The 23,709-nt window shown below is 68.3% G+C and carries 23 protein-coding genes; 9 read left to right on the top strand and 14 right to left on the bottom strand.

Annotated features, from left to right (window positions below; translation table 11 throughout):
- The first annotated feature begins 63 nt into the window (after nt 1–63).
- Nucleotides 64–855: a Calx-beta domain-containing protein gene (locus ACSMFO_RS18280; protein WP_436459741.1), complete on the top strand. Its 792-nt coding sequence runs from the start codon at nt 64–66 to the stop codon at nt 853–855.
- Here the strand turns inward: ACSMFO_RS18280 and ACSMFO_RS18275 are convergent.
- Nucleotides 839–3,826 carry a BTAD domain-containing putative transcriptional regulator gene (locus ACSMFO_RS18275; RefSeq protein WP_436459739.1) on the bottom strand — a complete coding sequence of 996 codons (2,988 nt, stop codon included), beginning with the start codon at nt 3,824–3,826 and terminating at the stop codon, nt 839–841. The genes ACSMFO_RS18280 and ACSMFO_RS18275 overlap by 17 nt on opposite strands.
- Nucleotides 3,827–3,975: 149 nt before the next feature.
- On the opposite strand from ACSMFO_RS18275, the gene ACSMFO_RS18270 reads away from it, so the two are divergent.
- On the top strand, nt 3,976–4,962 hold the full coding sequence (locus ACSMFO_RS18270; RefSeq protein WP_436459737.1) for a hypothetical protein: 987 nt from the start codon (nt 3,976–3,978) through the stop codon (nt 4,960–4,962).
- A 60-nt stretch (nt 4,963–5,022) separates the two neighbouring features.
- On the opposite strand, the gene ACSMFO_RS18265 is transcribed toward ACSMFO_RS18270, so the two are convergent.
- Together ACSMFO_RS18265 and ACSMFO_RS18260 are read right to left on the bottom strand one after the other, a co-directional pair.
- Complete coding sequence (locus ACSMFO_RS18265; protein ID WP_436459735.1) at nt 5,023–5,520, bottom strand: DUF3830 family protein; 498 nt, start codon at nt 5,518–5,520, stop codon at nt 5,023–5,025.
- A complete protein-coding gene (locus ACSMFO_RS18260) occupies nt 5,520–6,770 on the bottom strand; it encodes an aspartate aminotransferase family protein (RefSeq protein ID WP_038508766.1) in 1,251 nt (416 codons plus the stop codon). The genes ACSMFO_RS18265 and ACSMFO_RS18260 overlap by 1 nt, the downstream gene beginning before the upstream one ends.
- 88 nt (nt 6,771–6,858) lie before the next feature.
- On the opposite strand from ACSMFO_RS18260, the gene ACSMFO_RS18255 reads away from it, so the two are divergent.
- From ACSMFO_RS18255 to ACSMFO_RS18245, 3 genes are all read left to right on the top strand, one after another.
- Entirely contained in the window at nt 6,859–8,322 is a 1,464-nt protein-coding gene (locus ACSMFO_RS18255) for an NAD-dependent succinate-semialdehyde dehydrogenase (protein WP_436459734.1), read from the top strand.
- Nucleotides 8,319–9,380: a tartrate dehydrogenase gene (locus tag ACSMFO_RS18250; protein WP_436459732.1), complete on the top strand. Its 1,062-nt coding sequence runs from the start codon at nt 8,319–8,321 to the stop codon at nt 9,378–9,380. The genes ACSMFO_RS18255 and ACSMFO_RS18250 overlap by 4 nt, the downstream gene beginning before the upstream one ends.
- A 429-nt stretch (nt 9,381–9,809) precedes the next feature.
- On the top strand, nt 9,810–10,286 hold the full coding sequence (locus ACSMFO_RS18245; protein ID WP_038508772.1) for a DUF4262 domain-containing protein: 477 nt from the start codon (nt 9,810–9,812) through the stop codon (nt 10,284–10,286).
- Between the two features lie 4 nt (nt 10,287–10,290).
- Here ACSMFO_RS18245 and ACSMFO_RS18240 read toward each other — a convergent pair whose 3' ends face one another.
- From ACSMFO_RS18240 to ACSMFO_RS18230, 3 genes are read right to left on the bottom strand one after another with little or no spacing between them, the layout of a single operon-like run.
- Nucleotides 10,291–10,983, bottom strand: coding sequence for a GntR family transcriptional regulator (locus tag ACSMFO_RS18240; RefSeq protein WP_436459730.1), 693 nt, complete (start codon nt 10,981–10,983; stop codon nt 10,291–10,293).
- Between the two features lie 3 nt (nt 10,984–10,986).
- Entirely contained in the window at nt 10,987–11,757 is a 771-nt protein-coding gene (locus ACSMFO_RS18235) for a maleate cis-trans isomerase family protein (protein WP_436459728.1), read from the bottom strand.
- A 44-nt stretch (nt 11,758–11,801) separates the two neighbouring features.
- On the bottom strand, nt 11,802–12,542 hold the full coding sequence (locus ACSMFO_RS18230) for a maleate cis-trans isomerase family protein (RefSeq protein ID WP_016336992.1): 741 nt from the start codon (nt 12,540–12,542) through the stop codon (nt 11,802–11,804).
- 100 nt (nt 12,543–12,642) lie between these two features.
- Here ACSMFO_RS18230 and ACSMFO_RS18225 point away from each other — a divergent pair, with 100 nt between their 5' ends.
- Nucleotides 12,643–13,632: a D-2-hydroxyacid dehydrogenase gene (locus ACSMFO_RS18225; protein ID WP_436459726.1), complete on the top strand. Its 990-nt coding sequence runs from the start codon at nt 12,643–12,645 to the stop codon at nt 13,630–13,632.
- Nucleotides 13,633–13,640: 8 nt separating this feature from the next.
- Nucleotides 13,641–15,017: an amidase gene (locus ACSMFO_RS18220; protein WP_436459725.1), complete on the top strand. Its 1,377-nt coding sequence runs from the start codon at nt 13,641–13,643 to the stop codon at nt 15,015–15,017.
- Nucleotides 15,018–15,065: 48 nt separating this feature from the next.
- Here ACSMFO_RS18220 and ACSMFO_RS18215 read toward each other — a convergent pair whose 3' ends face one another.
- A complete protein-coding gene (locus tag ACSMFO_RS18215; protein WP_350573817.1) occupies nt 15,066–16,286 on the bottom strand; it encodes an MFS transporter in 1,221 nt (406 codons plus the stop codon).
- The gene (locus ACSMFO_RS18210; RefSeq protein WP_038508782.1) at nt 16,283–16,801 is read right to left on the bottom strand and encodes a winged helix-turn-helix domain-containing protein; all 519 of its coding nucleotides are present in this window, start codon (nt 16,799–16,801) and stop codon (nt 16,283–16,285) included. Before ACSMFO_RS18210 ends, ACSMFO_RS18215 begins: the two co-directional genes overlap by 4 nt.
- A 107-nt stretch (nt 16,802–16,908) precedes the next feature.
- Here ACSMFO_RS18210 and ACSMFO_RS18205 point away from each other — a divergent pair, with 107 nt between their 5' ends.
- Nucleotides 16,909–17,883 carry an aldo/keto reductase gene (locus ACSMFO_RS18205; RefSeq protein ID WP_436459723.1) on the top strand — a complete coding sequence of 325 codons (975 nt, stop codon included), beginning with the start codon at nt 16,909–16,911 and terminating at the stop codon, nt 17,881–17,883.
- On the opposite strand, the gene pqqB is transcribed toward ACSMFO_RS18205, so the two are convergent.
- The 5 genes from pqqB to pqqA form a co-directional block, all read right to left on the bottom strand.
- Entirely contained in the window at nt 17,880–18,743 is an 864-nt protein-coding gene (gene pqqB, locus ACSMFO_RS18200) for a pyrroloquinoline quinone biosynthesis protein PqqB (RefSeq protein WP_436459722.1), read from the bottom strand. The two genes, ACSMFO_RS18205 and pqqB, sit on opposite strands and share 4 nt — an antisense overlap.
- Nucleotides 18,740–19,819 carry a pyrroloquinoline quinone biosynthesis protein PqqE gene (pqqE, locus tag ACSMFO_RS18195; protein ID WP_436459720.1) on the bottom strand — a complete coding sequence of 360 codons (1,080 nt, stop codon included), beginning with the start codon at nt 19,817–19,819 and terminating at the stop codon, nt 18,740–18,742. The genes pqqB and pqqE overlap by 4 nt, the downstream gene beginning before the upstream one ends.
- On the bottom strand, nt 19,810–20,082 hold the full coding sequence (gene pqqD, locus ACSMFO_RS18190) for a pyrroloquinoline quinone biosynthesis peptide chaperone PqqD (RefSeq protein ID WP_436459718.1): 273 nt from the start codon (nt 20,080–20,082) through the stop codon (nt 19,810–19,812). The genes pqqE and pqqD overlap by 10 nt, the downstream gene beginning before the upstream one ends.
- Nucleotides 20,083–20,084: 2 nt before the next feature.
- The gene (gene pqqC, locus ACSMFO_RS18185) at nt 20,085–20,765 is read right to left on the bottom strand and encodes a pyrroloquinoline-quinone synthase PqqC (protein WP_436459717.1); all 681 of its coding nucleotides are present in this window, start codon (nt 20,763–20,765) and stop codon (nt 20,085–20,087) included.
- 85 nt (nt 20,766–20,850) lie between these two features.
- Nucleotides 20,851–20,946: a pyrroloquinoline quinone precursor peptide PqqA gene (gene pqqA / locus ACSMFO_RS18180; protein ID WP_007033797.1), complete on the bottom strand. Its 96-nt coding sequence runs from the start codon at nt 20,944–20,946 to the stop codon at nt 20,851–20,853.
- A gap of 253 nt (nt 20,947–21,199) precedes the next feature.
- Here pqqA and ACSMFO_RS18175 point away from each other — a divergent pair, with 253 nt between their 5' ends.
- Complete coding sequence (locus tag ACSMFO_RS18175) at nt 21,200–22,186, top strand: PQQ-dependent sugar dehydrogenase (protein ID WP_436459715.1); 987 nt, start codon at nt 21,200–21,202, stop codon at nt 22,184–22,186.
- Nucleotides 22,187–22,237: 51 nt separating this feature from the next.
- Here ACSMFO_RS18175 and ACSMFO_RS18170 read toward each other — a convergent pair whose 3' ends face one another.
- On the bottom strand, nt 22,238–23,614 hold the full coding sequence (locus ACSMFO_RS18170) for a WS/DGAT/MGAT family O-acyltransferase (RefSeq protein ID WP_038508792.1): 1,377 nt from the start codon (nt 23,612–23,614) through the stop codon (nt 22,238–22,240).
- Nucleotides 23,615–23,709: the final 95 nt, after the last annotated feature.

The following is a 23,709-nucleotide window of genomic DNA, read 5'->3' as shown; positions in this document are numbered from 1 at the left end:
TACCCATGTCGCAGCGGGCCACGGCGGCCCGCCGGAAGGGGTGGACGCTCGATGGGATCAAGGATGAGGCGGATCGCGGCGCTGGGGGCGTCGTTCGCGATCGCGTTCGGGCTCGCGGTACCGGCGGCCGAAGGCGCGGGAACGGGCTGCACCACGCCCGTGGTGAACGTCAGCGGCGTCAGCCAGGCCGAGGGGACAAGCGCCGGGTACACCACCCTTCTCTTCACCGTTTCCCTCGCCGACGGCGGTTGCGCGCCGCAGGGCTCGGTCGAATACCGGACGATCGAGGGCAACGGCTCGCCGGTCGATCCGGCGTTCGTAGCGAAGGAGAGCGTCGATTATCTGCCGCGTGCGGGCACGCTGACCTGGTCCGGGCAGGCGGACACGCAGACGGTCGCGGTCAAGGTCCGCGCCGATTCCTTCGTCGAGAACGACGAGTTGTTCTCGCTGCGCCTGTACGGCGAGAAAGGCGTGCGGATCGGGCACAGCGTCGGCGTGGCTTGGGTGGCCGACGACGACAAGGCCAAGACCGTGCCGCTGGCCACCACGCAGGAAGGCGAGATCTGCTGGTCGCTCCCGCCGAACTTCGCGCAGGCCACCAGCTGCAAGGTGCCGCTCGTGCTCTCCCGGCCGTGGCTCGCGGGACCGCTCACGATCCGCTACCGCACCGAAGGCTCCGCTCACGAGCCGGTGAAGGACGGTGTCGTCACCTTCGAGCGCGGTGAGACCAGGGGATACGCCGAACTCACGGTCCTGCCCGGGCAAACGGGGAAGGCGCGGGTCGAGTTCTTCGAGCCGTCGCAGGGCAGGCTCGCGTACGCGACCTCCACCGTGGTGATCAGCCCCGCCGGGTGACGAGGTCGGCGTCGGCCGTCGCGTTCGCCCGCCGGTACAGCTCGATCGCTCGAGCCCAGTGGGCGGCCGCGGCGGCCGTGTCGCCGCACCGTGTCTCCAGGTCGCCGAGGTCGCGGTGCAGGTGAGCCTCCTCGTACGGATCCGGGACACCCGCCCGGACCGCGACTCCGCGCTCGAGGCTTTCCCTCGCCGACGCCAGATCGCCGAGCCCCAGGTGGGCGCGGCCGAGCCGGTCGAGGGCGGCTGCCTCGCTGTGCCGGTTCCCGACGTCCCGGCTGATCAGCAGTGCCTGGTCGAAGTCGTCCCGGGCGGCCCGGAAATCCTTGCGGGCGAGGTGGACCTGGCCGGCGTGCAGCAGCGACTCCCACTCCTGCCAGCGGTCGCCGATCGCCCTGGACGCGGCCAGCGCCTTGCCGAGGTGGTCGAGCGCGACATCGTGATCGCCGAGTTCTTCGTAGGCCTCGCCGAGGGTGTCCAGGGTGGCAGCTTCCAGCCGGGCGTTGCCGAGTTCGCGGAACGTCTCCAGCGCGGCCGTCAGCGGGCTGAGACCGTCCATCGGCTGGCCGCGGCGAATGTAGGCGTGGCCGAGGTTGCGCTGGGACAGGGCGCGGCCGAGCCGGTTGCCCGCCGAGGTGCACCGCTCGACCGCGAGCCGGTACGCGGTGATCGCCTCGTCGAAACGGCGAAGCGCGGCGTAGGCGTTCGCGGTGTTGTTGTAGATGTGTCCTTCGCCTTCGAGATCGCCGGCCGCACGGGCGGCCTTCAACGCACGGGCGTTGGTTTCGAGCGCGTCCGTGAGCCTGCGGGTCATGAAGTAGGCCGCGCCCAGCGCACGCAGCATTTCCGCTTCCGCCAACGGATCGTCGAGTTCAGCGGCCGCTGCGGCTCCCTCGCGGCAGAGCCCGATCCGCTCGTTCCAGCCGCCCGTGGTGTCGTAGAAACTGGTGAGCAGGTAAGTGAGCTGCCAAGCGGCGGTGTTGCGGCCGTGTTCGCGTGCGAAGCGCACCACGGGCAGCAGATTCGGGCGCTCGGCCCCCAGGAACGCCAGCGCCGCACGTCTTTCCGCCGGGAACGGCCTTCCGGGTGCCGGGTGTCGCAAGGCCGGGACGACCAGATCGCGGTTCGGGTCGATGATCCGGTTCGCCTCGGCGGCGACGTGCAGATACCAGTCGATCAACCGGTCCGCGGCCTCGGCGCGGCTCGACGTCGTTTCGTCGGTGCCGGCGCACGCGACGGCGAACTCGCGGATCAGGTCGTGGAGGCGATAGCGATCCGGGCCCGCCGGGGTGATCAGGTGCGCCGCGGACAGCTCGGCGGCCGCGGCCCGGCCCGCTTCGGCGGGCACCCCGCACAGCGCGCCGCCGAGCGCAGCGCTGAACGACGTCCCGGGGATCAGCCCGGACAGCCGGAACAAGCGGGCCGGAGCATGCTCCAGTGGCAGGTAGGCACTCGCGAGGACAGTTTTGACCGTCCGGGAATCCCCTTGCACCGCAAGGGTTTCCAATCGTCCGACACCGGTCAGCTCATGGGTGAGTTCCGCGATCGGACGGCTCGGCTCACCGGTCAGGCGCGCGGCGGCGATCCGCAACGCCAACGGCATCCCGTCACACAGCCTGGCCAGCCGCGCGGCCTGCGCGGGCTCGCGGGCGACCCGGTCCGCGCCCAGCACCCGGGTGAGCAGCGTCATCGATTCCGGATCGGCCAGCGCGTCGAGCGCGAACACCCGGACGGCGTGCCTGCTGCCGAGCGCCGCCAGTGTCTGCCTGCTGGTGACGATCAGCATCGCCTTCGCCGTACCGGGGACGAGGGGAAGGATCTGGTCGACGCCGCCCGCGTTGTCGGCGACGATCACGCAACGCCTGCCGTGCAGCAGCGAGCGGTAGAGCGCCGCGCGTTCGGCCGTCGCGTCGGGCAGCCGGTCGTCGGGGAGGCCGAGACCCCGCGACAGATGCGCGAGCGCGTCGCCCGGCGACAGCGCCTCGTTCGGGTCGTGCCCCGCGAGATCGAGGAAGAGCTGGCCATCGGGGAAGCGATCCGCGATGCGATGCGCCCACTGCACGGCGAGCGCGGACTTCCCCATTCCCGCCGCCCCGGAGATCACCACGACCGGCGGCTCGGCTTCGTCGAGCAGTTCGTCGAGTGAAGCGAGCTCCTGCTGCCGCCCGGTGAAATGTCCGACACGGGCCGGGAGTTGTGCGGGCGCGGTACCCCGTGCGGGTGCGTCGAGTTCGGGCGCGCGGCGCAGGATCGACGTGTGCAATTCGACGAGTTCCGGTCCGGGATCGACACCGAACTCGTCCGCCAGCCCTCTGCGCACGGCCTGGAACGTCTCCAACGCCTCGGCATGTCTGCCGCAGCGATGCAGGGCGAGCATGTGCAGCGCGGCGAGCCGTTCGCGGTACGGGTGTTCGGCGCGGAGCCGTGGAAGTTCCCGGAGGACCTCTTCGTGTTCGCCGAGCCTGAGCTCGGCGTCCCAAAGTTCTTCCCAGGCGGACAGCCGTAGTTCCTGGAGCCGTTCGACCTCGCGCAGGCCCCAGCCGTCGAGTTCGGCGTCCGCGAAGGCCTCACCGCGCCAGAGCCGCAACGCCTCGCGCAACGCCGTCACCGCCTGACCGGGATTACTCCGCTTGGCGGCACGAAGTTCTTCTTCGAAGCGAAGAGCGTCGACAGAGGACGGTGCGACCGTCAGGACGTACCCGGGTTTGCGCGTCTGCAGGACCAGCGGGAACCCGCAGTCCTCCAGCGCCTGCCGGATCCGTGCGACATGGCTGTGCAGGGTTTTCACCGCGGTGCGCGGCGGATCTTCACCCCAGAGCACGTCGACCAACCGGGGGATCGGGACGACCGAACCCGCGTGCAGGGCGAGAACGCCGAGCACGGCTCGCTGGCGGGCGCCGTGCAACTCCGCCCGCCCGGTGGGGCCGATCGCTTCGACCGGGCCCAGCACCCGTAGTTCCCCTGGCCCGGGCACCCTGCTCCCTCCGGCATGTGACCTCGGTGAGCGTATCCGGGCGAAGACTCACCGAAATCGGCCAATTAGGGCACACGATCTCGACAACCCCGCCACAACCGGTCTGACCGACGGTCAACGGGTCGAACGTTTCGCCCTAGGAGGGGAACATGATCAGCAGGAATCCGCGGCGCAGGCGAGCACTGCTCGCCTCGGCCATCTTGGCCGCCGCGACGCTGTTCGCGGGGGTCGCGCCGGCGGTGCAGGCCGCACCGGGTGGCCGGAGTGATGTCTTCATCCGCGACAACACGTCCGATGTCGGGTTCGAACCCTCGACCGGTTCGCTCTACTCCAGCCCCGACATCCGGGTGTGCAAGAGTTTGACTCCCTGCGCCACCGACCAGCCGGTCCACCAGGGAGAGAACGTCTACATCCATGTCACGTTGAACAACCCCGGCCCATATGGGGACGGGCTCGAGAAGGGGACACTGCAGGTCTACTACACGAAACAGGGCACCGTGGCCCAATGGGCAAGCCAGTGGACCTACATCGGTTCGAAGACCGGCGTGTCCGTACCGTATGGCACCAAGACGGTCGCCATCCCGTGGACCGTCCCGTTCGGCTCGCACTTCTGCCTGCTGGCACGGTGGCTTTCGCCGACCGACCTGCCGACCGAAGGCTTGAGCACGTCCACCAACGCGCGCAAGAACAACAACATCGGCTGGCACAACGTGAACGTCCTGCCGTTCAAGATCAAGATCCCCGAGTACCGGCCGATCGTGTTCGGCTGGGACGGTCCCGACCCCACCGCGGTCGGCGACATCGTCTTCACCCAGCCGGGCAGGCCGTTCACCGGCCCGGGGCGGATCACCATCGATCTCGGTCCCGACCTCGCCGCACGCTGGCGGGCAGCCGGAGCGAAGGGTGAGGGTGTCGAACGGATCGGCGAGACCGAGCTGGCCATCGTGAACCCGCAGCGAGCCCGGATCAGCGGTCTGACGTTCAAGTCCGGCGAACAGGTGGACGCCAGGCTGAGCTTCACGGCCGGAGCGGAGGCGGCAGGGGGACAGCAGTACACCGTCAACGTGACTCAGGTCGACCAGCGCGGCGAAGAGGTCGGTGGCGTCGAGTACCGGCTCTCCGAAGCGCGACAGTAAGCCAGGGAGGGGTACCGGCCCGTGGGCGGTGAGGGTGGAAACCCGCACCGCCCACGGGTTTCACGCGCGGGCGAACGAAAGCGTCTCGCCCTCGACACCGCGCAGCCACAGATCCTGCGCGGCTTCCGCCATCTCGGCCAGCCCCTCTTCGATCATCGCGAACACGTTGCCGGGCACCCAGCCCGCGTCGCCGTTGATCAGCAGGTTGTTGCGGCCGTAGAAGATCGCGAGATCCGTCGCGCCCTGATCGCTGTGCGCCTCACTGCCCTCGTCGTAGCCGTACGCCGGGTTGCCGATCTCCCAAGCCTCGAACCCGAAGTACACGACATCCCCCGGAATCGGGGTCACCGTCGGGTTTTCGCGGCCCGGTTTCGGCTCGGCGAAGGGCGGCACGAGTGTGTAGACCTCGTTGCGCGCGTACTTCGCGTGGTAGGCCGAACCGCTCTGCGGCAACGCGTCCCACACCGCGCGGCAGGTCCGCGGGGCTTCGGCGTCGAGCAGCCGGGCGCGGCAGGAAACCCCGCGCTTGTCCAGGGTGATCGTGATGTAGCGGGCCATCACTCGACCCCCGCCACGACGTCGCCCCAGATCCGCAGCGCCTCGTCGACCTGTTCCGAGTCGACGATCAGCGGCGGCACCATCCGCACGACGTTCATGTACGCCCCGCAGGTCAGCAGGAGCAACCCGTTGGAGGACGCAGCTTTCTGCGCCGCCTGAGCCTTCGCCGTGTCCGGCTCGCCGTCCGGTGTGGTGAATTCGGAACCGACCAGCAGCCCCAGCCCGCGCACGTCACCGATCGACGGCGACTTGTCCGCGATCACCCGCACGCCTTCCAGGAGCTGACGTCCTCGTTCGGCGGCGTTCTCGACCAGACCTTCGCGCTGGATCACTTCGAGCGTGGCGATCGCCGCGGCGCAGGCCACCGCGTTACCGCCGTAAGTGCCGCCCTGGGAACCGGGGAGCGCCTTCGCCATCAGCTCCTCCGACGCGGCGATGCCCGAGATCGGGAAGCCGCTCGCGAGCCCCTTCGCGATGAGCACGATGTCCGGGCGTACCCCGAAGTGCTCGTGTCCCCAGAACCGGCCCGTCCGGCCGAAACCGGTCTGGATCTCGTCCATCACCAGCAGGATCCCGTGCTTGTCGGCGCGCTCCCGCAGCCCGGCGAGGAACGCGGGGTTCGCCGGGACGTACCCGCCCTCGCCGAGCACCGGCTCGATGAAGAACGCGGCCGTCTCGTTCGGCGCGCAGACCGTCGCGAACAGGTAGTCGAGCTCGCGCAGGGCGAACTTCGTCGCCGTCTCCTCGTCCCAGCCGTAGTGGAAGGCGTACGGGAAGGGTGCGACGTGCACCCCGGACATGAGCGGCGAGATCCCTGCGCTGAACCGGGTACCCGACGTCGTCATCGTCGCCGCTGCGACCGTCCGGCCGTGAAACCCGCCCTGGAAGACGATGACGTTGGGCCGCTTGGTCGCCTGCCGCGACAGCCGGAGCGCCGCTTCGACCGCCTCGCTGCCCGAGTTCGCGTAGAAGAGTGAATCCAGGCCCTCCGGCAGGACGCCGCCCAGCTTCTCGGTCAGCTCCAGCATCGGCTTGTGCATGACCGTCGTGTACTGCCCGTGGATGAGTTTGCCGATCTGCTCCTGCGCCGCGCTCACCACGTGCGGGTGGCAGTGGCCGGTGCTGGTCACGCCGATACCGGCGGTGAAATCCAGGTGACGTTTGCCATCGGTGTCGTAGAGGTAAACCCCTTCACCGTGGTCGACCACGACCGGCGTTGCCTGCTTGAGCAGCGGTGATAGCTGGGCCATGGGCTGCGCTCCTAGGTCGGCTGAGCTGTTGTCGATTGTTGACAATATCCATAGCATGGCGTTCGGGACAACATGGAGGAGCGTTGGGATGAGCTCGATCAGTGAGGCCGGCGTGGTCACGTCGGTCGACAAGGAACTGTTCATCGGCGGCAAGTGGGTGCCCGCCGCCGACGGGAAGACCTTCCCCGTTCTCGACCCCTCGACAGGTGAAGCCCTGTGCGAGGTGGCCGACGCGTCACCGGCGGACGGTGTCAGCGCACTCGACGCGGCCGTCGCCGCGCAGGCCGACTGGGCGAACGTCGCCCCGCGCGAACGCGGTGAGATCCTGCGCCGCGCCTACGAGTTGCTGATCAAGCGCGCCGACGAACTCGCGCTGCTGATGACCCTCGAGATGGGCAAGCCGCTCGCGGAGTCGAAGGGCGAGATCACCTACGCGGCCGAGTTCTTCCGCTGGTTCGCGGAGGAAGCCGTCCGGATCGACGGTGGCTACGCCGTCGCTCCCAACGGGACAGGCCGGTTCCTCGTGACCAAACAGCCGGTCGGCCCGTGTCTGCTGATCACGCCGTGGAACTTCCCCATGGCGATGGGCACCCGCAAGATCGGGCCCGCGGTGGCGGCAGGCTGCACGATGGTCATCAAGCCCGCTGCTCAGACCCCCCTTTCGATGTTGGCCCTCGCGGCCATCCTCGCCGAAGCGGGATTGCCGGAAGGCGTGCTGAACGTGCTGACGACGTCGGACTCCGGCGGCGTGATGGAGCCGTTGATCCGGGACGGTCGCGCCCGCAAGCTGTCCTTCACCGGCTCGACCGGCGTCGGCCGGAAGCTGCTGGAACAGTGCGCGGACAAGGTGCTCCGCACCTCGATGGAACTCGGCGGCAACGCGCCCTTCCTCGTCTTCGAAGACGCCGACCTCGACGCGGCGGTCGAAGGGGCGATGACCGCGAAGATGCGCAACATCGGTGAAGCCTGCACGGCCGCGAACCGCTTCTACGTCCAGCGGGGCATCGTCGACGAGTTCTCCCGGCGCCTCACCGAGCGCATGGAGGCCCTGCCCATGGGGCGCGGCACCGAGGAGGGTGTCGTCGTCGGCCCCCTCATCGACGAAGCCGCCGTCGAGAAGGTCAGTGGCCTGGTCGCCGACGCCGCCGAGCGAGGAGCTCGCGTCCTCACCGGTGGATCCACTGTGGACGGTCCGGGCAACTTCTATCAGGCCACGGTGCTCACCGACGTGCCCAAGGACGCCAGGCTCGCTTCGGAAGAGATCTTCGGGCCGGTCGCCCCGATCACCCCGTTCGACAGCGAGGACGAGGCCATCGCGGCGGCGAACGACACCGAATTCGGTCTCGTGTCCTATGTGTACACCTCCGATCTCAAGCGGGCATTGCGGGTTTCGGAACGGCTGGAGGCCGGCATGATCGGCCTCAACCAAGGGCTGGTTTCGAATCCGGCGGCGCCGTTCGGCGGGATCAAGCAATCCGGCCTCGGCCGCGAGGGCGGCACCGTCGGCATCGACGAGTTCCTCGAGACCAAGTACATCGCGGTGGCTCTGTGACTTCTTCGTATCGGATCGCGAGTATCCCCGGCGACGGGATCGGTGTCGACGTGACGGTCGAGGCCCGCAAGGTCCTCGGCCGCGCGGCGGCATCGCACGGTTTCTCTTTGTCGTGGCAGGAGTTCGACTGGAGTTGTGAGCGGTACACCAAGACCGGCTCGATGATGCCGGACGACGGTATCGAGCAACTCTCCCGGTTCGACGGGATCCTTCTCGGTGCCGTCGGCTTTCCCGGCGTCCCGGATCATGTTTCCTTGTGGGGCCTCCTCATTCCGGTTCGGCGCGCGTTCGGTCAGTACGTCAATCTCCGGCCGGTCCGGCTGCTGCCGGGGACGACGTCGGCACTGGCCGGCCGGAGCGCCGACGAACTGGAGATGGTGATCGTCCGGGAGAACTCCGAGGGCGAGTACTCGGAGATCGGGGGCAGGCACAACCGCGGTCTCGGCAACGAGTTCGTCTTACAGGAATCCGTGTTCACGCGGGTGGGGGTGGAGCGGATCATCCGCTACGCCTTCGAGTTGGCGAAGACGCGGACGGGTCGGGTCTGCTCGGCGACCAAGTCCAACGGGCTCATTCACTCGATGCCGTTCTGGGACGAGATCTTCGCCGAGATCTCTTCGGAATATCCGGACGTGCACGCCGAACAATGTCATGTCGACGCGCTCGCCGCGCGGATGGTGCAGGCGCCGGACCGGCTCGACGTCGTGGTCGCTTCCAATCTGTTCGGCGACATCCTGAGCGACCTGGCGGCGGCCGTGACGGGCGGGCTCGGGATGGCGCCTTCGGGCAATATCAATCCGACCGGTGAGCTCCCTTCCATGTTCGAGGCGGTACACGGCAGCGCTCCCGACATCGCCGGACAGGGCATCGCGAATCCGGTGGCGCAGATCCTGGCGGGGGCGATGCTGCTCGAACATCTCGGGGAAACCGTTGCGGCACAAGACGTACGCGCAGCGGTGGAAAAGGTTCTCGAGGAGGGGACCGTGCAGACGCCCGACCTCGGCGGGAAGTCCACCACCGCCGAACTCGGGTCCGCGGTGGTCGCCGCTCTATCTTGAACCATCGGCCCGGTGACGTGTCAAGTCCCGGATGTCATGAATGGTCCGTTCATGGTTTCGGGTAGTACGTGAAGGCCCCCTTCACTGCGTTAGGCGCAATGAAGGGGGCCTTCACGGTCCGGTTCGCGCGGGAGGGTTGCGAAAGCCACTTTCCCAACCTTCAGCGTTGCGAAAGTGGCTTTCGCAACACGTCACCTTGCCGTACCACTCGATAGCGCCGGTCCCGCAGTTGAACTTCGCGGGTTCGTTGTTCTCGGCAAACCTGTAGATTTTCTCACGACGAAAAAACGTTGCCACGAAAGGGAATCTCGGCGCGAAGTCCAGTATGAAAGCCCGTACGTCGCACGTGCGCCGATCCGGGGCGCGAGTTTTTGTCGGTGCCCCGGTGCACAGTGTCGATCATCGGATTCGACGACTGGAGGAGTGCCGATGTGCTGGCATTGCGACAACCCCGGGAAGACCCGCGCCGACTACCTCACCGAGGAGGTCCGTCCGCTGATCCGGAAGTACGGCTGGATGGTGCAGACGGTCGAGCGCGGAATCGTGCAACCAGGATTCGCGTACACGGTCGGGCTCACCGACGCCGGGCTTCCGGAACTTGTCGTCACCGGCTTGAGAGAACGAAGATCCGGTCAGCTGCTGAACTATTTCGCCCAGCAGGTGGTCCGGTCGGGGCCGCCGGAGCCGGGCGAGGTGCTGCCCGCGGAGGTGGGATGGCCGTCCTTGGAGGTCGTCCCGCTCAGTTCGCCGTCGGCGCATCTGCTCACCGCCGTCCTGCTGTACGGCGAGAACTTCCGCGCCCTGCAACTGGTCTACGAGGACGAGCACGGAAATTGGCCGTGGGACAGGGAGTTCCGTGGCGGGACCGGTGGGCAGCCGGTGCTGGGGGCGCGGGGCCGTGGCTGAATCCCTAGGGCACCGCGGGAGCTTCGCCCTCCCGCAGGCTGGTTCCCGGTGCCAGTCGCTGGACGGCGTCCTCCATATGGGCTTCCAGCAGCGAAAGCGCGGACTCTTCGTCGCCCGCCCGCAGGGCCTCGATGATCCTGGTGTGCTCGGTGACCCGTTCTTCGACCTGCTGGTAGGTGCCCTGCAGAGCGGTGAGGCACATCCGCGTCTCGATCAGCAGCGTCCGTGCCATGCGCACGAGCCGTTTGCTACCGGAGGCGGCGATCAGCGCCTCGTGGAACCGGAGATCCGCCCAGGAGAGCGCGGTCGGGTCGTCGTCGTCCGCGGCGGCGGCCATGGCGCGCACGGCCTCTTCGAGTTCGGTGGCGACCCGTTCCCGGTCCCCGCGCAAGGCGCGCAGCATCGCGGCGCGTTCGATGGCCGAGCGCGCCGAGTAGATGTCGTAGACGTCGCCGGGTTCGAGGTCGATCACGAACAGCCCGCGGTGGCGTTCACTGCGCAGGAGCCCTTCGGAGACGAGGTGCTGCATCGCCTCGCGCAGCGGTCCCCGCGAAACCTGGAACCGGGAGGCCAGGTCCGTTTCACCGAGCTGGGTGCCGGGAGGGAGGGCGCCGGTCATGATCGCGTCCCGCAGCTGGCGCGCGATGATCCCGGCGGTCGACTCCCGGCTGACCGGCTCGATTTCCGGCAAGGACATGGTTCAGCTGCTCCTCAGTCCGAACAGGGCGCCCAAGGTGCGGACGAGCGGGGCCTTGCCGGTGAGTCGCAGGCCCTCCCAGACGGTGACCTGGTTGGCGGTCAGCACCGGCTTGCGGAGCCTGGTTTCGAGCGTGTTGATCTCGCCGAGCGTCCGCATGGCGGTGTCGGGGACGAGCAGCGCGTCGGCGGCCGGGTGGTCGCGGCTCACCGCGAGTTCGACGACGGCTTCCGGGGCGAGTTCGCCGACCTCGGCGGCGGTGTCGATGTCCGCGCTGCCCATCGAGACCACTTCGATCCCGCCCGCGCCGAGGAATTCGACGAACAGGCGGGCGACGTCGTCGGGGTAGCTGGCGGCGACCGCGACCCGCCGGACGCCGAGGGCCTGTGCGGCGTTGACGAAGGCGAAGGAGGTGCTCGACGCCGGGACGCCGGCGACGGCGGCCAGCCGGTCGGCCTGGTCGCGGGCGCCTTCCCAGCCGTAGACGAAACTGCCGCTGGTGCACGCCCAGACCACCGCGTCCGGTTCGTGTTTGGCCAGCAGTGCGGCGCCGTCGGCGAGCCGGCTTTCGCTGCCGAGGTCAAGGAGCTCGGGCACGGCGTGCAGATCGGTCCCGTAGATGTGCTCGACCGGCAGTTTGATCCCGGCCATGTCCCCGCCGAGGAGCTGTTCCGCGAGCGGGTAGTCGTCTTCGGCCGCGTGATCGGGGTAGATGAACCCGATGGTGGTCGTCTCGGACGGCGGCTCGGGTGGGGCGAACGGCGTGAAGGGCACGGAACCTCCGGAGGGCAGATTGTCGACAATCGTAAGGGAAGAGGTCAGTCGACCTCCCGGAGCCACTTGCCGGGCCCGACGATCGGCAGGTTCATCCGCCGGAGGCAGGCCCACATCGTGAGCTGATTCGCGGTGAGGACGGGTTTGCCGAGCGCGCTTTCGAGTGGCTCGATCAGATCGTAGGTGGGGAGGTTGGTGCAACTGACGAAAATGGCTTCGGCGTCGGCGTGGTCGGCGGCGAGGATGCGTTCGGCGATGGTCCGGTAGCTGACCTTCCAGATGCCGCCGCCCAGGCCGAGATGGTCGCTCGAAACGGTGCGGACGCCGAGTTCGGCCAGGAAGTCGTGCAGCTTCCCGGTCAGGTCGCCGTCGTAGGGCGTCAGCACCGAGACCCGGTGGAGATCGAGCTGATGCAGGACCTCCGCCAGTGCTCCGGACGTGGTGACGGCGTCCGTCGCGCCCGCGTCGCAGATCGCCTTGGTCAGAGAACGTTCGTAGTCCACACCGTTGACGAAACTGCCGGAGGTGCACAGATAGGCGACGACTTCGGGCTCCACGTGGAGCACGTCCCTCGTGGCGGCGGCGAGATGCCTGCTGTCGCTGACGAGCTGGGCCATCTCCATGCTGACGGGCACCGGCTCGTACGGTGTGCGCGCCAGATGGAGGGAGACCTCCATGGGTACCCAGCGCCACAGCTCGCGTTCCAGGGCGAGGTCGAAGGGGGCGATCACGCCGATACCGCGCTGCGCCAACGGGCCTTCGAACTCCAGTAAGTCGAAATCCAAGTCTCAGCCTCCGGAAAGCTTCTGCTGTCACAGGTCCGGTGCTCCGGGGGTCGTTCCTCGGATTGTTGACAATCATACGAGCCACTTTTACGGTGTCAACGTGATCGCCTCGGAGACCCCTGTGCTGGCGGTGCTCTGCGGAGACACGCGCCCACCGGACATGCGCGCTATCGAAGCCGAAGCGGTGGTTCGTTACACCGACGCGGCCGGGTTGGCCGATGCGTTATCCGGCGCCGACGCGTTCTTCGTCTACGACTTCCTGTCCACCGCCGTCCCGGGCGCCTGGCACGCGGCCGACCGGCTGCGCTGGCTGCACATCGCCAGCGCGGGCGTCGACCCGGTGCTCTTCCCGGGGCTGCAGGAGAGCGACGTCGTACTCACCAATTCGCGGGGGGTGTTCGACGGGGCGATAGCCGAGTACGTGCTCGGGGTCGTCCTCGCGTTCGCCAAGGATTTCGCCCGGTCGTGGGACCTGCAGAAGCAGCGGCAGTGGAAGCACCGGGAGAGCGAACGGATCTCCGGCCGCCGGGTACTGGTGGTCGGCACCGGACCTATCGGCCGGTCGATCGCTCGGATGCTGCGGGCGGCCGGGATGTCGGTGGCGGGTGTCGGACGCCGTCCTCGTGAGGGCGACCCCGACTTCGGCGACGTGTACGCGTCTTCGGAGCTGTCTCGTCATCTTCCCGGAGCGGACTACGTCGTCGCGGTCGCGCCGCTGACCGAGCAGACCAAGGGCATGTTCGACGCGGAGGCGTTCGCCGCGATGAAACCCGGCTCCCGGTTCGTCAACGTCGGCCGCGGTGAACTGGTCGTCACCTCGGATCTGATCGGCGCGCTGCGGGACGGGTCGCTCGCCGGTGCGGCGCTCGACGTCTTCGACACCGAGCCACTGCCTGCCGAAAGTCCTTTGTGGACTATGGAGAACGTGCTGATCTCGCCGCATATGTCGGGCGATTTCGTCGGCTGGCGTAATACTCTGGTAGAGGTGTTCGCGGACAACTTCCGTCGCTGGCGCGCGGGGGAGCCGCTGCGCAACGTCGTGGACAAGCAGCTCGGATACGTGCCGTCGGAGACGCTTCGCCAAGGTTAGGGGCCGGATTGAACGACACCAAGTTGACCGCGAGCGAGCTCGTCGCCGCGTATGCCACCGGAGAGCTGTCGCCGGTCGAGGCCACCCAGAACGCGTTGCGTGTCATCGAGGAACGCGACGGTGAGACCAACGCCTTCTGCCTGGTCGACGCCGATGGCGCGCTCGAACAGGCGAAAGCGTCCGAGGTTCGGTGGCGGGACGGTAATCCGATCGGCTGGCTCGACGGTGTCCCGGCGTCGATCAAGGACATGTTCCTGACGCAGGGCTGGCCGACGCTGCGCGGTTCGCGGTGCATCGACCCCGACCAGCCGTGGGACGTCGACAGCCCGGTCACCGCACGACTGCGCGAGAACGGCCTGGTACTGCTGGGAAAGACCACGACGCCGGAACTGGCGTGGAAGGGCGTCACCGACAACACGCTGACCGGCATCACCCGCAACCCGGTCGACCCGTCGACGACGGCAGGCGGCTCCAGCGGGGGCAGTGCCGCGGCCGTCGCGGCGGGGATGGGCGAGCTTTCCGTCGGCACCGACGGTGGCGGCTCGATCCGGATTCCGGCTTCGTTCTGCGGAATCGTCGGTCTCAAGCCGACACACGGCCGGATCCCGCTGTTCCCGGCGAGCCCGTTCGGGCCGCTCTCGCACGCCGGCCCGATGGCGCGTTCGGTGGACGACACGGCGCTGCTCCTCGACGTGCTCGCGATGCCCGATTACCGCGACCCGGCCGCGCTCGCCCCGCCCGTCTCGACTTATCGCGAGGCCGTCCGCCGCGACGTGCGCGGGCTGATCGCCGCGTACTCGCCAACGCTCGGTTATGTCGACGTCGATCCGGAGGTCGCGGAGATCGTCAAGTCTGCGGTCCAGTCGCTCGGGGACGCGGGCCTGCGCATCGAAGAGGCCGATCCCGGTTTCGCGGATCCCAAGCCCGCCTTCGACATCCTGTGGTCGACGGGGGCGGCCAAATGGCTGGACACCTTCCCCGCCGGTTCGGAGAACAAGGTCGATCCCGGGCTGCGGAAGGTCTGGGAATTCGGCAAGACCTTCTCGGCGAGCGACTACCTCGGCGCCAACGCCGAGCGGGCCGCGCTGGGCATCCTGATGGGCGAGTTCCACACGCGCTACGACGTGCTGATCACGCCGACCCTGCCGATTCCCGCCTTCGAAGCCGGGCACGAGGTGCCGCCGGGCAGCGGGCTGAGCGGCTGGCCGGACTGGACGCCGTTCACGTACCCGTTCAACATGACCCAGCAGCCCGCCATCAGCGTGCCGGCCGGCCGCACCTCCAGCGGCCTCCCGGTCGGCCTGCAGATCGTCGGCCCGCGGCACTCCGACGACCTGGTGCTCGCGGTCGCGAAGCTCCTCGAGGAGGTCCGCCCCTGGCCGTGACCTGCGGAAAGGGAGCAAGGGACCTTTGCTACCACTTTCGCCGGGCGGTCAGGGCTGGGCGGCGTGGGTCTTCCGGACCAGTCCGCGCACCTGGCCGCTGCACAGGGCGAGACAGGTGGCGGCCACGACCAGGGCGGCGCACGCGAGCAGGGTCGTGCTGACCCCGAAGTGCTGCGCGGCCGGTCCGGCCGCCATCTGGCCGAGCGGCAGGGCGATGAAGGAACCGAGCATGTCGTAGGAGTAGACGCGCGCGAGCTTGTCCTCGGGAACGTTCTCCTGCAGCGAGACGTCCCACGCGACCACGAACTGCTCGATCGCCAGTCCGGAGACGAACATGGCCGCGAGCAGCAACGGGAGCAAGGGCGCCTGGCCCAGGAGGATCAGCGGCGGCGCTTCGAAGAGGATCACCGCGACCCCGACGAACAGCGCGCGCCGCGGCTGCCATCGGGCCACGAGGATCCCGCCGACGAGCGAGCCGATCGTCTGCGCGGCGAGGGCGAAACCCCAGCCGGAGCGTCCGAAGCTGCTGTCGGCGACGACGGGACCGAGCACCGCGATCCCGCCGGCGATGACGGCGTTCACCACCATGAACTGCACGACCACGACCCACACCCACGTCCGTGACCGGAATTCGCGCCAGCCTTCGGCGAGTTCCGCCAGCGGGCGGCTGCCGGGGACCCGTTCCCGGCGGTCGAGGCGGATGCGCCGGTAGGACAGGGCGGAGCCCAGGAACAGGAGCGCGTTGCCGCCGAGCGCCCAGCCGGGGCCGACCGCGGTGACCAGGATGCCGCCGAGTCCGGCACCGGCGATCCGGCCGGAGTTCGACAGCAGCCTGGCCAGCGCGTTCGCCTGCGCGAGCTGTGTGGCGGGCACCGTCAGCGGGGTGAGCGACGCCGACGCGGGTGCCGAGATCGCGGCCACCGCGCCGTTGACCACGCTCAGGCCGACCAGCAGCGGGATCGACGCGAATCCACAAAGGACACTCGCGGCGATGGCGGCCTGGGTCAGGGTCGCGGCGACTTCGGTGCCTTGCAGGATCACCGAGCGCGGCAGCCGGTCCGCGAGCACGCCGCCGAACAGCAGCAGGACCACGCTCGCCACCGAGCGGGCGCCGACGACGATGCCGATGTCGACGGCGGAACCGGTCAGGTCGATCACGGCGAACGCGAGCGCGAGCGGGGCGACGGCGTTGCCGAACTCCCCGAACGTGCGGCCGCCGATCAGCCAGCGGAAGTTGTGCTGGCGCAGCGGTTCGCGCAGGGACGTCACGGTCGCCTCATCTCGAACATCGCGACCGTCGCGCTGACCGGGATCGTGCCCCGGGTGCGGGGCGGTTTCGCGGCCGAGTGCAGCAGATCGCTCAGTTCGCGGGCGTGTTCCAGCGCCTTCTCCCAGGTCTCGCGGTCGACCCACATCTCCGCGTCGCTGATCGACCCGCGTTCGTCCGGCAGGCGGAATTCGCTGCGGCGCTTGAGTTCTTCGACCATCGCCGCGATGAGCAGCTGTTCCTCGTCCGGATTCTTCGAAGTGAACCGCATCCCGGACTCCGGATCGTGGCGGTAGCGTTTCGCCAGCCCGCCCCGGATCCGGACCTCCTCGGCGACGTCGAGCAGCCCGGCCTCGTGCAACCGCCGCAGGTGATAGCTGACATTCGCTTGTGTCTCACCGAGTTCGCGCGCGGCTTCGGCCGCGCTCATCGCGACACCGGTCAAAAGCGACAGAATGCGCAGCCGCACGGGATGGGCCAGGACGCGCAGCCCATCGAGGCTGGGGGAGTCGGACATGCCACGAGTATCGACTGCCGGGACGTCAACCGTCAAACAGTTATTTGGGGGTTTCGTTGGCCGGGAGAACCGGTGCGGTGATCCGATGTCTGTGCTCTGCTGGAGTCATGCGTACGACGACATTGGGCAGGAGCGGTCTCGAGGTGTCGAGGATCGCCTTCGGCACCTGGCAGCTCGGTGGGGACTGGGGTTCGTTCGACGAGGACACGGCGATCGCCGCGATCCACCACGCCCGCGAACTCGGCGTCAACCTCTTCGACACCGCGCAGGCCTACGGTTTCGGGAAATCCGAGGCCATGCTGGGAAAGGCGCTGCGCGAGGAACTCAAGCGCGACCGCGACAACCTCGTCATCGCCACGAAAGGCGGCATCAAACCGCGCTCCGAACGGCCACGCGACTCCCGGCGCGAGTGGCTGACGCAAGGCATCGAGGACAGTCTTCGCTTCCTCGACGTCGACCACATCGACCTCTACCAGATCCACTGGCCCGACTCCGACGCCCCGGCCGAGGAGACGGCGGGAATCCTGCAGGAGTTCGTCGACGCCGGGAAGATCCGGCACGTCGGCGTCTCGAACTACGACGCCGCCGGGCTGGCCGCCTTCGACAAGACCCGGCCGGTGGAAACCCTGCAGCCGCCGTATCACCTGTTCCGCCGCGACATCGAGACCGATCCTCTGCCGTACGCGCGGGAGAACGACATCGGTGTGCTCGTGTACAGCCCGCTCGGCAGCGGACTGTTGACCGGAGCCTTCACTCCCGAGACGACGTTCGAGAAGACCGACTGGCGTTCCCGGTCGTCGGCGTTCACCGGGGAGACCTTCCAGCGCAACCTCGCCGTGGTCGACAGGCTCAAGGAATTCGCCGCGGGCAAGGGGATCTCGGTCAGCCAGCTCGCGATCGCTTGGACGCTCGCCCAGCCGGGCGTGCACGTCGCGATCGTGGGCGCGCGCAAGGCGGCCAACATCGAGGCCAGCCTCGCCGCCGCCGACATCGACCTGTCCGCGGACGAGCTCGCGGAGATCGATCGTCTCGCCGCCGACGCCGTTCCCGTTTCGGGCGCGAGCCCCGAAGGCGTCGCCTAGAGCTTGAATTCCGTACCGTCCAACGGAAGGGAGGCGCCGCCGGCCAGTACGGCGGCGTGCTCCGGCGAGGCCGGGTCGATCACCGGGTTCGTGTTGTTCAGATGCGTGTACGCCCACCGCGGGCCGGTCCGCAGCTTCGCGAGACTGCCGGTGATCGGCAGATGCCCCATCGCCAGCTGGGCGCCGTCGCCGACCTCGGCCGCGGTGGCGCCCGACATCTCGTCCGGCGCGTAGAAGGTGCCGTCCAGCAGCACCAGGCCCGCGTCGCGGGTGAAGTCGTCGAACCCGTCCGGCCAGCTCTTCAGGCAGGGTGCGTATACGAAGACGCCACCGGTCTGGACGTCTTCGATCCGGTACGCCACCACCCACGGTCCGTCCTCAGTGGACGAACGGGCGTACTTCGGCCGCTTGTCGCTCACGGGAAGCATGCTCACGCGGAGACCGTCGATGGAGACATCCGACGACGGCAGCCACTGCCAGCCACCGTAACCGTCGATGATCGACCGCGCGGGAAACTGTTCGGCCAAGGCGCCCAGAACGGCGTCCGGTGCCCACACGGGAAGGCCGCCCGCCTCCCGCAACAGGAGCAGGCCGAGGGAATGGTCGAGTTCGGCGTCGGTCAGCAACACCCCGCGCAGCGGGATTTCCCGCGGCCCCGGCCCAGCGCGCAAGGGCGGCGTGGCGAGGATCTGCGCGCGGATGTCCGGTGACACGTTGAGCAGGTACCAGCCCTCGCCGTCCGCGCTCACCGCGACACAGTCCTGGGTCCGCGGCGGCGCGTCCGAGACGCACAGCGCGCAGGCGCAGTTCCATTGCGGGAAACCGCCGCCCGCCGCGGTACCGAGCAGGATCACCCTCATCGCGGCGACCGCATCACGAGTTCGTCCGTTTTCGGCGGCGTGGCGAGAATGAGGTCGACGACGCCGCGATGCGGCGAGCGCGAGCACACCGGGTCCGTCGCCGCGGCGTCACCGGTGAGCTGGAACGCCTGGCACCGGCAGCCGCCGAAGTCGATCGCGCGCCGATCGCAGGTGCCGCAGGTGTCCGGCATCCAGTCCTCGCCGCGATAGGCGTTGAAGGAAGCGGACTCGTACCAGATCCAGGCCAGCGGCTTGTCCCGCACGTTGTCGAATTCCAATGTCTCGATCGCCGTCGACGCGGGACACGGCAGCACGTTCCCGTCGGGCGCCACCGTCAATTGCCGCGCACCCCAGCCGTACATGCACGGCTTCGGATACTGCTCGTAGTAGTCGGCGACGACGTAGATGATCTCCATCCGGCCGCGCAGCCGTTCGGTGGCCGCGCGTACGACCGGTTCGGCCTCGTCGAGTTGCCGCCGGGTCGGCATCAGGGCGTCGCGGTTGCGCAGGGCCCAGCCGTAGTACTGCGTATTGGCCAGTTCGAGCCGGTCCGCGCCCATTTCCTCGGCGAGGTCGATGATCCCCGCGAGCTGGTCGTGGTTCTGCCGGTGCAGCACGACGTTGACCGAAAGCGGCAGCCCGGCCTTTTTGATCAGTTCGGCGGCGACGAGTTTCCGGTCATGGGCCCGAGCGCCGGCGAGCCGGTCCGCGCGGTCGGCGGTCGCGCCCTGGACGGAGAGCTGGATATGCGCGATGCCGCGTTCGACGAGATCGTCCAATCTGGACTCCGTCAGGCCGAGCCCGGACGTCACCAGGTTGACGTAGCATCCCAGTTTCGTGGCGTGCTCGACCAGAATGGGCAGATCCGGCCTGGCGAGCGGCTCGCCGCCGGACATGTGCACCTGGAGCACGCCGAGTTCCCGCGCCTGCGAGAGTACGGACAGCCATTCCTCTGTGGACAGTTCGCCGTCACGGGCGATCAGCTCCACCGGATTCGAGCAATAGGGGCAATGCAGCGGGCAGCGATGGGTCAACTCGGCCAGCATGCCCAGCGGTGCCGCGGTGTTCAGGTCCATTCGACGATCCGCCGATCTCCGAGCCGGGACAGGACGTCCAGGATTTCTTCCTCGCGGACACCGGCGTAGCGCTTGCTCAACGCCGAGGCGATCCCCGCGACGTCCTCGACGCCGTCGCAAAGGGACAGTACGGCCGCCGCCGTGGCATTCGGGACGAGCACGCCTTCGGGGAACAGGAGGACGTGCGTTTCCCGGATCCGGTCGTAGCTCAGCCGGACCCCGCGCCGCAGCCGCGGCACCGAGCCCCTTTCGAGGGTGGTCATGACTACTCCTTGGCCGCCGCGCGCTCGATGGCGTCGAGCATCGACCACAGCACGTCGGTCTTGAACGACAGCGCGGCGATCGCCTTCTCCTGCTGCTCACGGGTGACGGCGTGCCGCACCACGATGTCGAGCGTTCCCTTGCCCTCGCCGGAGACCTTGTCGATGCGATTGGTGAAGTAGGCGAGGTCTTCCTGGGCGATCCACGAGTAGTTCGCCAGCATGTCGGCGACCCGCCGCTGCATGAGATGGCCGGCGAACATTTCGGTCAGCCCCGAAGCGACCGCTTCGAGCCAAGGTTTCGTACGGGCGAAAGTCACGTAGGCGTCGACAGCGAACCGTACGCCGGGCGCGACGTGCCGCTGATCGAGAACCTCTTCGCGGTCGAGCCCGACCGCGGTGCACAAACGGAGCCATCGCTCGATTCCGCCGTCCCCGGCCCGCGCCCCGTCGTGGTAGACGATGCGGTCGAGCCATTCACGGCGGATCTCCGGCAGCGGGCAGTTGCTGATGATGGCCGCGTCCTTCTGCGGCAGCACGCACTGGTAGTACCAGCGGTTCGCGGCCCAGATCTTCAGCTCGTACTCGGACAGGTCGCCTTCGTGCATCCGCACGTGGAACGGGTGCGTTCCCCAGTAGCGATGCGAAAGCCCGCGCAGAGCCGCGATGAACTCCGACGACGACATGACGGACACCGTGCTGCCTCCAACGGTTCGCTGATCGGGACGGCGGCGCGGTGGTGGGGGACGGCCCCCACCACCGGATGCGGATTCAGTCCTCCATGCGGGCCGCGTAAGCGGTGACCTCCATGGGGGTTTCGTACTCGACGAAGTCGGGCGTGGTCCATACCTCGATGGTTTCGATCATTTCCGCTCCTAACGTCCACATGGGATCGAACCGGGCCGAGCCCCGTCACCCTAGAAGCGCGCCGCCGATTTCCGGAGGCATTTTGTAAAGTTTCCTACCTATGGCGGATCGCGCCGCCCGGTTCGTCACGCTCGGCGCACACAACGGTTAACGGCCCGCGCGCCCGATACCCCGACCAGTGGTGTCCGTTTCGTTATGTTGTGTGTTTCTATCCAACTCACGGGGCTCCAGGGGTAGTTGAAGGAGGCGTCCCATGTCCTTACGTCGTATTCTCGCCGCCACGTTCGCCGCGGCGACGGCCGTGTCGATCGCGGCCATCCCGGCCACGGCGGCCGAAGCACCGTCCGTCCAGGCGATCAGACAGCTCGCGAGCGGTCTGAACCAGGCCTGGTCGATCGACTTCCTGCCCGACGGCACCGGCCTTTTCACACAGAAGGACGCCAAGACGATCAGCAAGATCGACAAGGCGGGCAAGGTCACCACGGTCCAGACCATCCCCGGGGTGAGCGTCACCGCGGAGGCGGGCCTGCTCGGCATCGCCGTCTCGCCGAAATACGCCACCGACGAGACGGTCTTCATCTACTACACGACCAGTTCCGACAACCGCATCGCCAAGCTGAAGCTGGGTCAGCCGCCGACGCCGATCGTCACCGGCATCCCGCGTGGCTCGCAGTACCACCACGGCGGGCGGATCCGGTTCGGGCCGGACGGCTACCTCTACGCGGGGACCGGCGACGGCCAGAACGGCGCCAACGCGCAGAACAAGAACTCCCTCGGCGGCAAGGTCCTGCGCGTCACCACCGATGGCGCGGCCGCGCCCGGCAACCCGTTCAACAGCCGCGTCTACTCCTACGGCCACCGCAACGTCCAGGGGCTGACCTGGGCGAACGGGCAGCTGTACATCTCCGACATCGGCGCGAACAAGCTCGACGAGCTGAACAAGATCGAGCCGGGCAAGAACTACGGCTGGCCGACGTGCGAGGGCCCGTGCAACACGGCGGGGATGACCAACCCGGTCAAGTCCTGGCCGACGTCCTCGGCGACGCCGAGCGGGCTCGCCGCCTACAAGGGTTCGCTGTACATGGCGTCGCTCAAGGGCGGCACGTACAAGCTCGACCTGAACGGCAACGGCGGCAAGCTCTGGACCAACCTCGGCCGCACCCGTGACGCGACCGCCGGCCCGGACGGCCGGCTGTACACGATCACCCCGGGCGGCCTGTACGTCTCCGACGGCAGCTAGCCCCCGGCGCGTTCAGTCCTCTGGATGCGGTGGTCCACCGCATCCAGAGGACTAAACGCGGGGCAGGGAGACCGCGTGTTCCAGTTCGGCGAGCGCGGTGTCCAGATGGGTCAGGATGCGCTGCAGATGCGGGACGCTGCGGCGGCAGCCGGTGACCCCGAAGTCCAGGTTGTCGCCGTTGCTGGTCAGCGTGATGTTCAGCGCCTGCCCGTCCAGCAGTACCGACGCCGGATAGATGCCGTCGAGCGACGCGCCGTTCCAGTACATCTGCTTGCGCGGCCCCGGCACGTTGGAGATCACCAGGTTGAACGGCGGTTTCGTGTTGTTCACGAAACCGGGGATCGGGGACACGCCGAGCTGGGCGACGTTGATCCCGGACAGCAGCAGCGTCTGCAGCGGGGTCAGCTCCGAGAAGAGCTTCTTGCCGTTCCGCATGGACGCGTTGATCGTCGCGAGCCGCGCCGCCGGATCGGTCAGATGGGTGGCGAGGTTGCACAGCAGTGCGCCGATGTTGTTCCCCGCCGCGTCCCCGCTGTCCTTGCGCCGCAAGGAAACCGGGACCATCGCGGTGAGCGGCGCGTCGGGGAGCGCGTTCTGTTCGATCAGGTAGTCCCGCAGCGCGCCCGAGCACATCGCGAGGACGACGTCGTTGCGCGACACCCCGGCGGCGGTCGCCACCTTGCGCACCCGGTCCAGCGACCACGACTGCGCGGCGAACCGCCGGGCCCCGCCGATCGGCACGTTCAGCATCGTCTTCGGCGCCTGCGCCGGCAGCGTGAGCGTGTGTTCCTGGAACGCTTCCCGTGCCACCTTCATCGCGGCGGGCGCGATACCGGCGAGCTGGTTGACGGTCTTGCCGAAGGTGCTGAGCATCGAGGGCGACGCCTTGCCGTTGCGGCCGCCGTCCGGTTTGGCGCGCCGCCCCCACGGCGGCGGGCAGTCGAGGTCGGCCGGATCGTCCGACAGCGTGCCCTGCAGATGCCGCAGCGCCGAGACACCGTCCATCAGCGCGTGGTGGATCTTGCTGTAGATCGCGAACCGGCCGTCCTGCAGCCCTTCGACCAGGTGGATCTCCCACAGCGGGCGGTGCCGGTCGAGCAGGGTGCTGTGCCAGCGTCCGGTCAGTTCCAGCAGTTCGCGAACGCGGCCGGGCTGGGGCAGCGCGGAATGGCGGAAGTGGTAGTCGAGTTCGAGTTCGGTGTCGGTCGACCAGGCGAGGTGGCCGGCGGTGTTGACCGGCCGGGCGGGACGGCGCCGGAACACCGAGCGCATGTTGTCGGACTCGAGCATGCTCTTGCGGATGTCGCGAAGATAGTCGGGACCGGCGCCCTCGGGTTTCTTGAACAGCTGCAGACCGCCGACGTGCATCGGATGTTCGCGAGTCTCCACGAGAAGGAACATCGAATCGGTCACGGGCATGAACGGCATCGTCGGGACCACCTTCCGCGCGGCGGCGTGCGAACACGCCGGGTGCCAGAGTCTACGCACACCGAAACCACCATCTCACGCTTTAGGGTGGCTCA

The sequence above is a fragment of the Amycolatopsis sp. w19 genome, from assembly GCF_051373225.1.
Classification (GTDB): domain Bacteria; phylum Actinomycetota; class Actinomycetes; order Mycobacteriales; family Pseudonocardiaceae; genus Amycolatopsis; species Amycolatopsis japonica.
The sequence above is the reverse complement of the archived record's forward strand: the minus strand, read 5'-3'. Positions and strand labels throughout refer to the sequence as shown.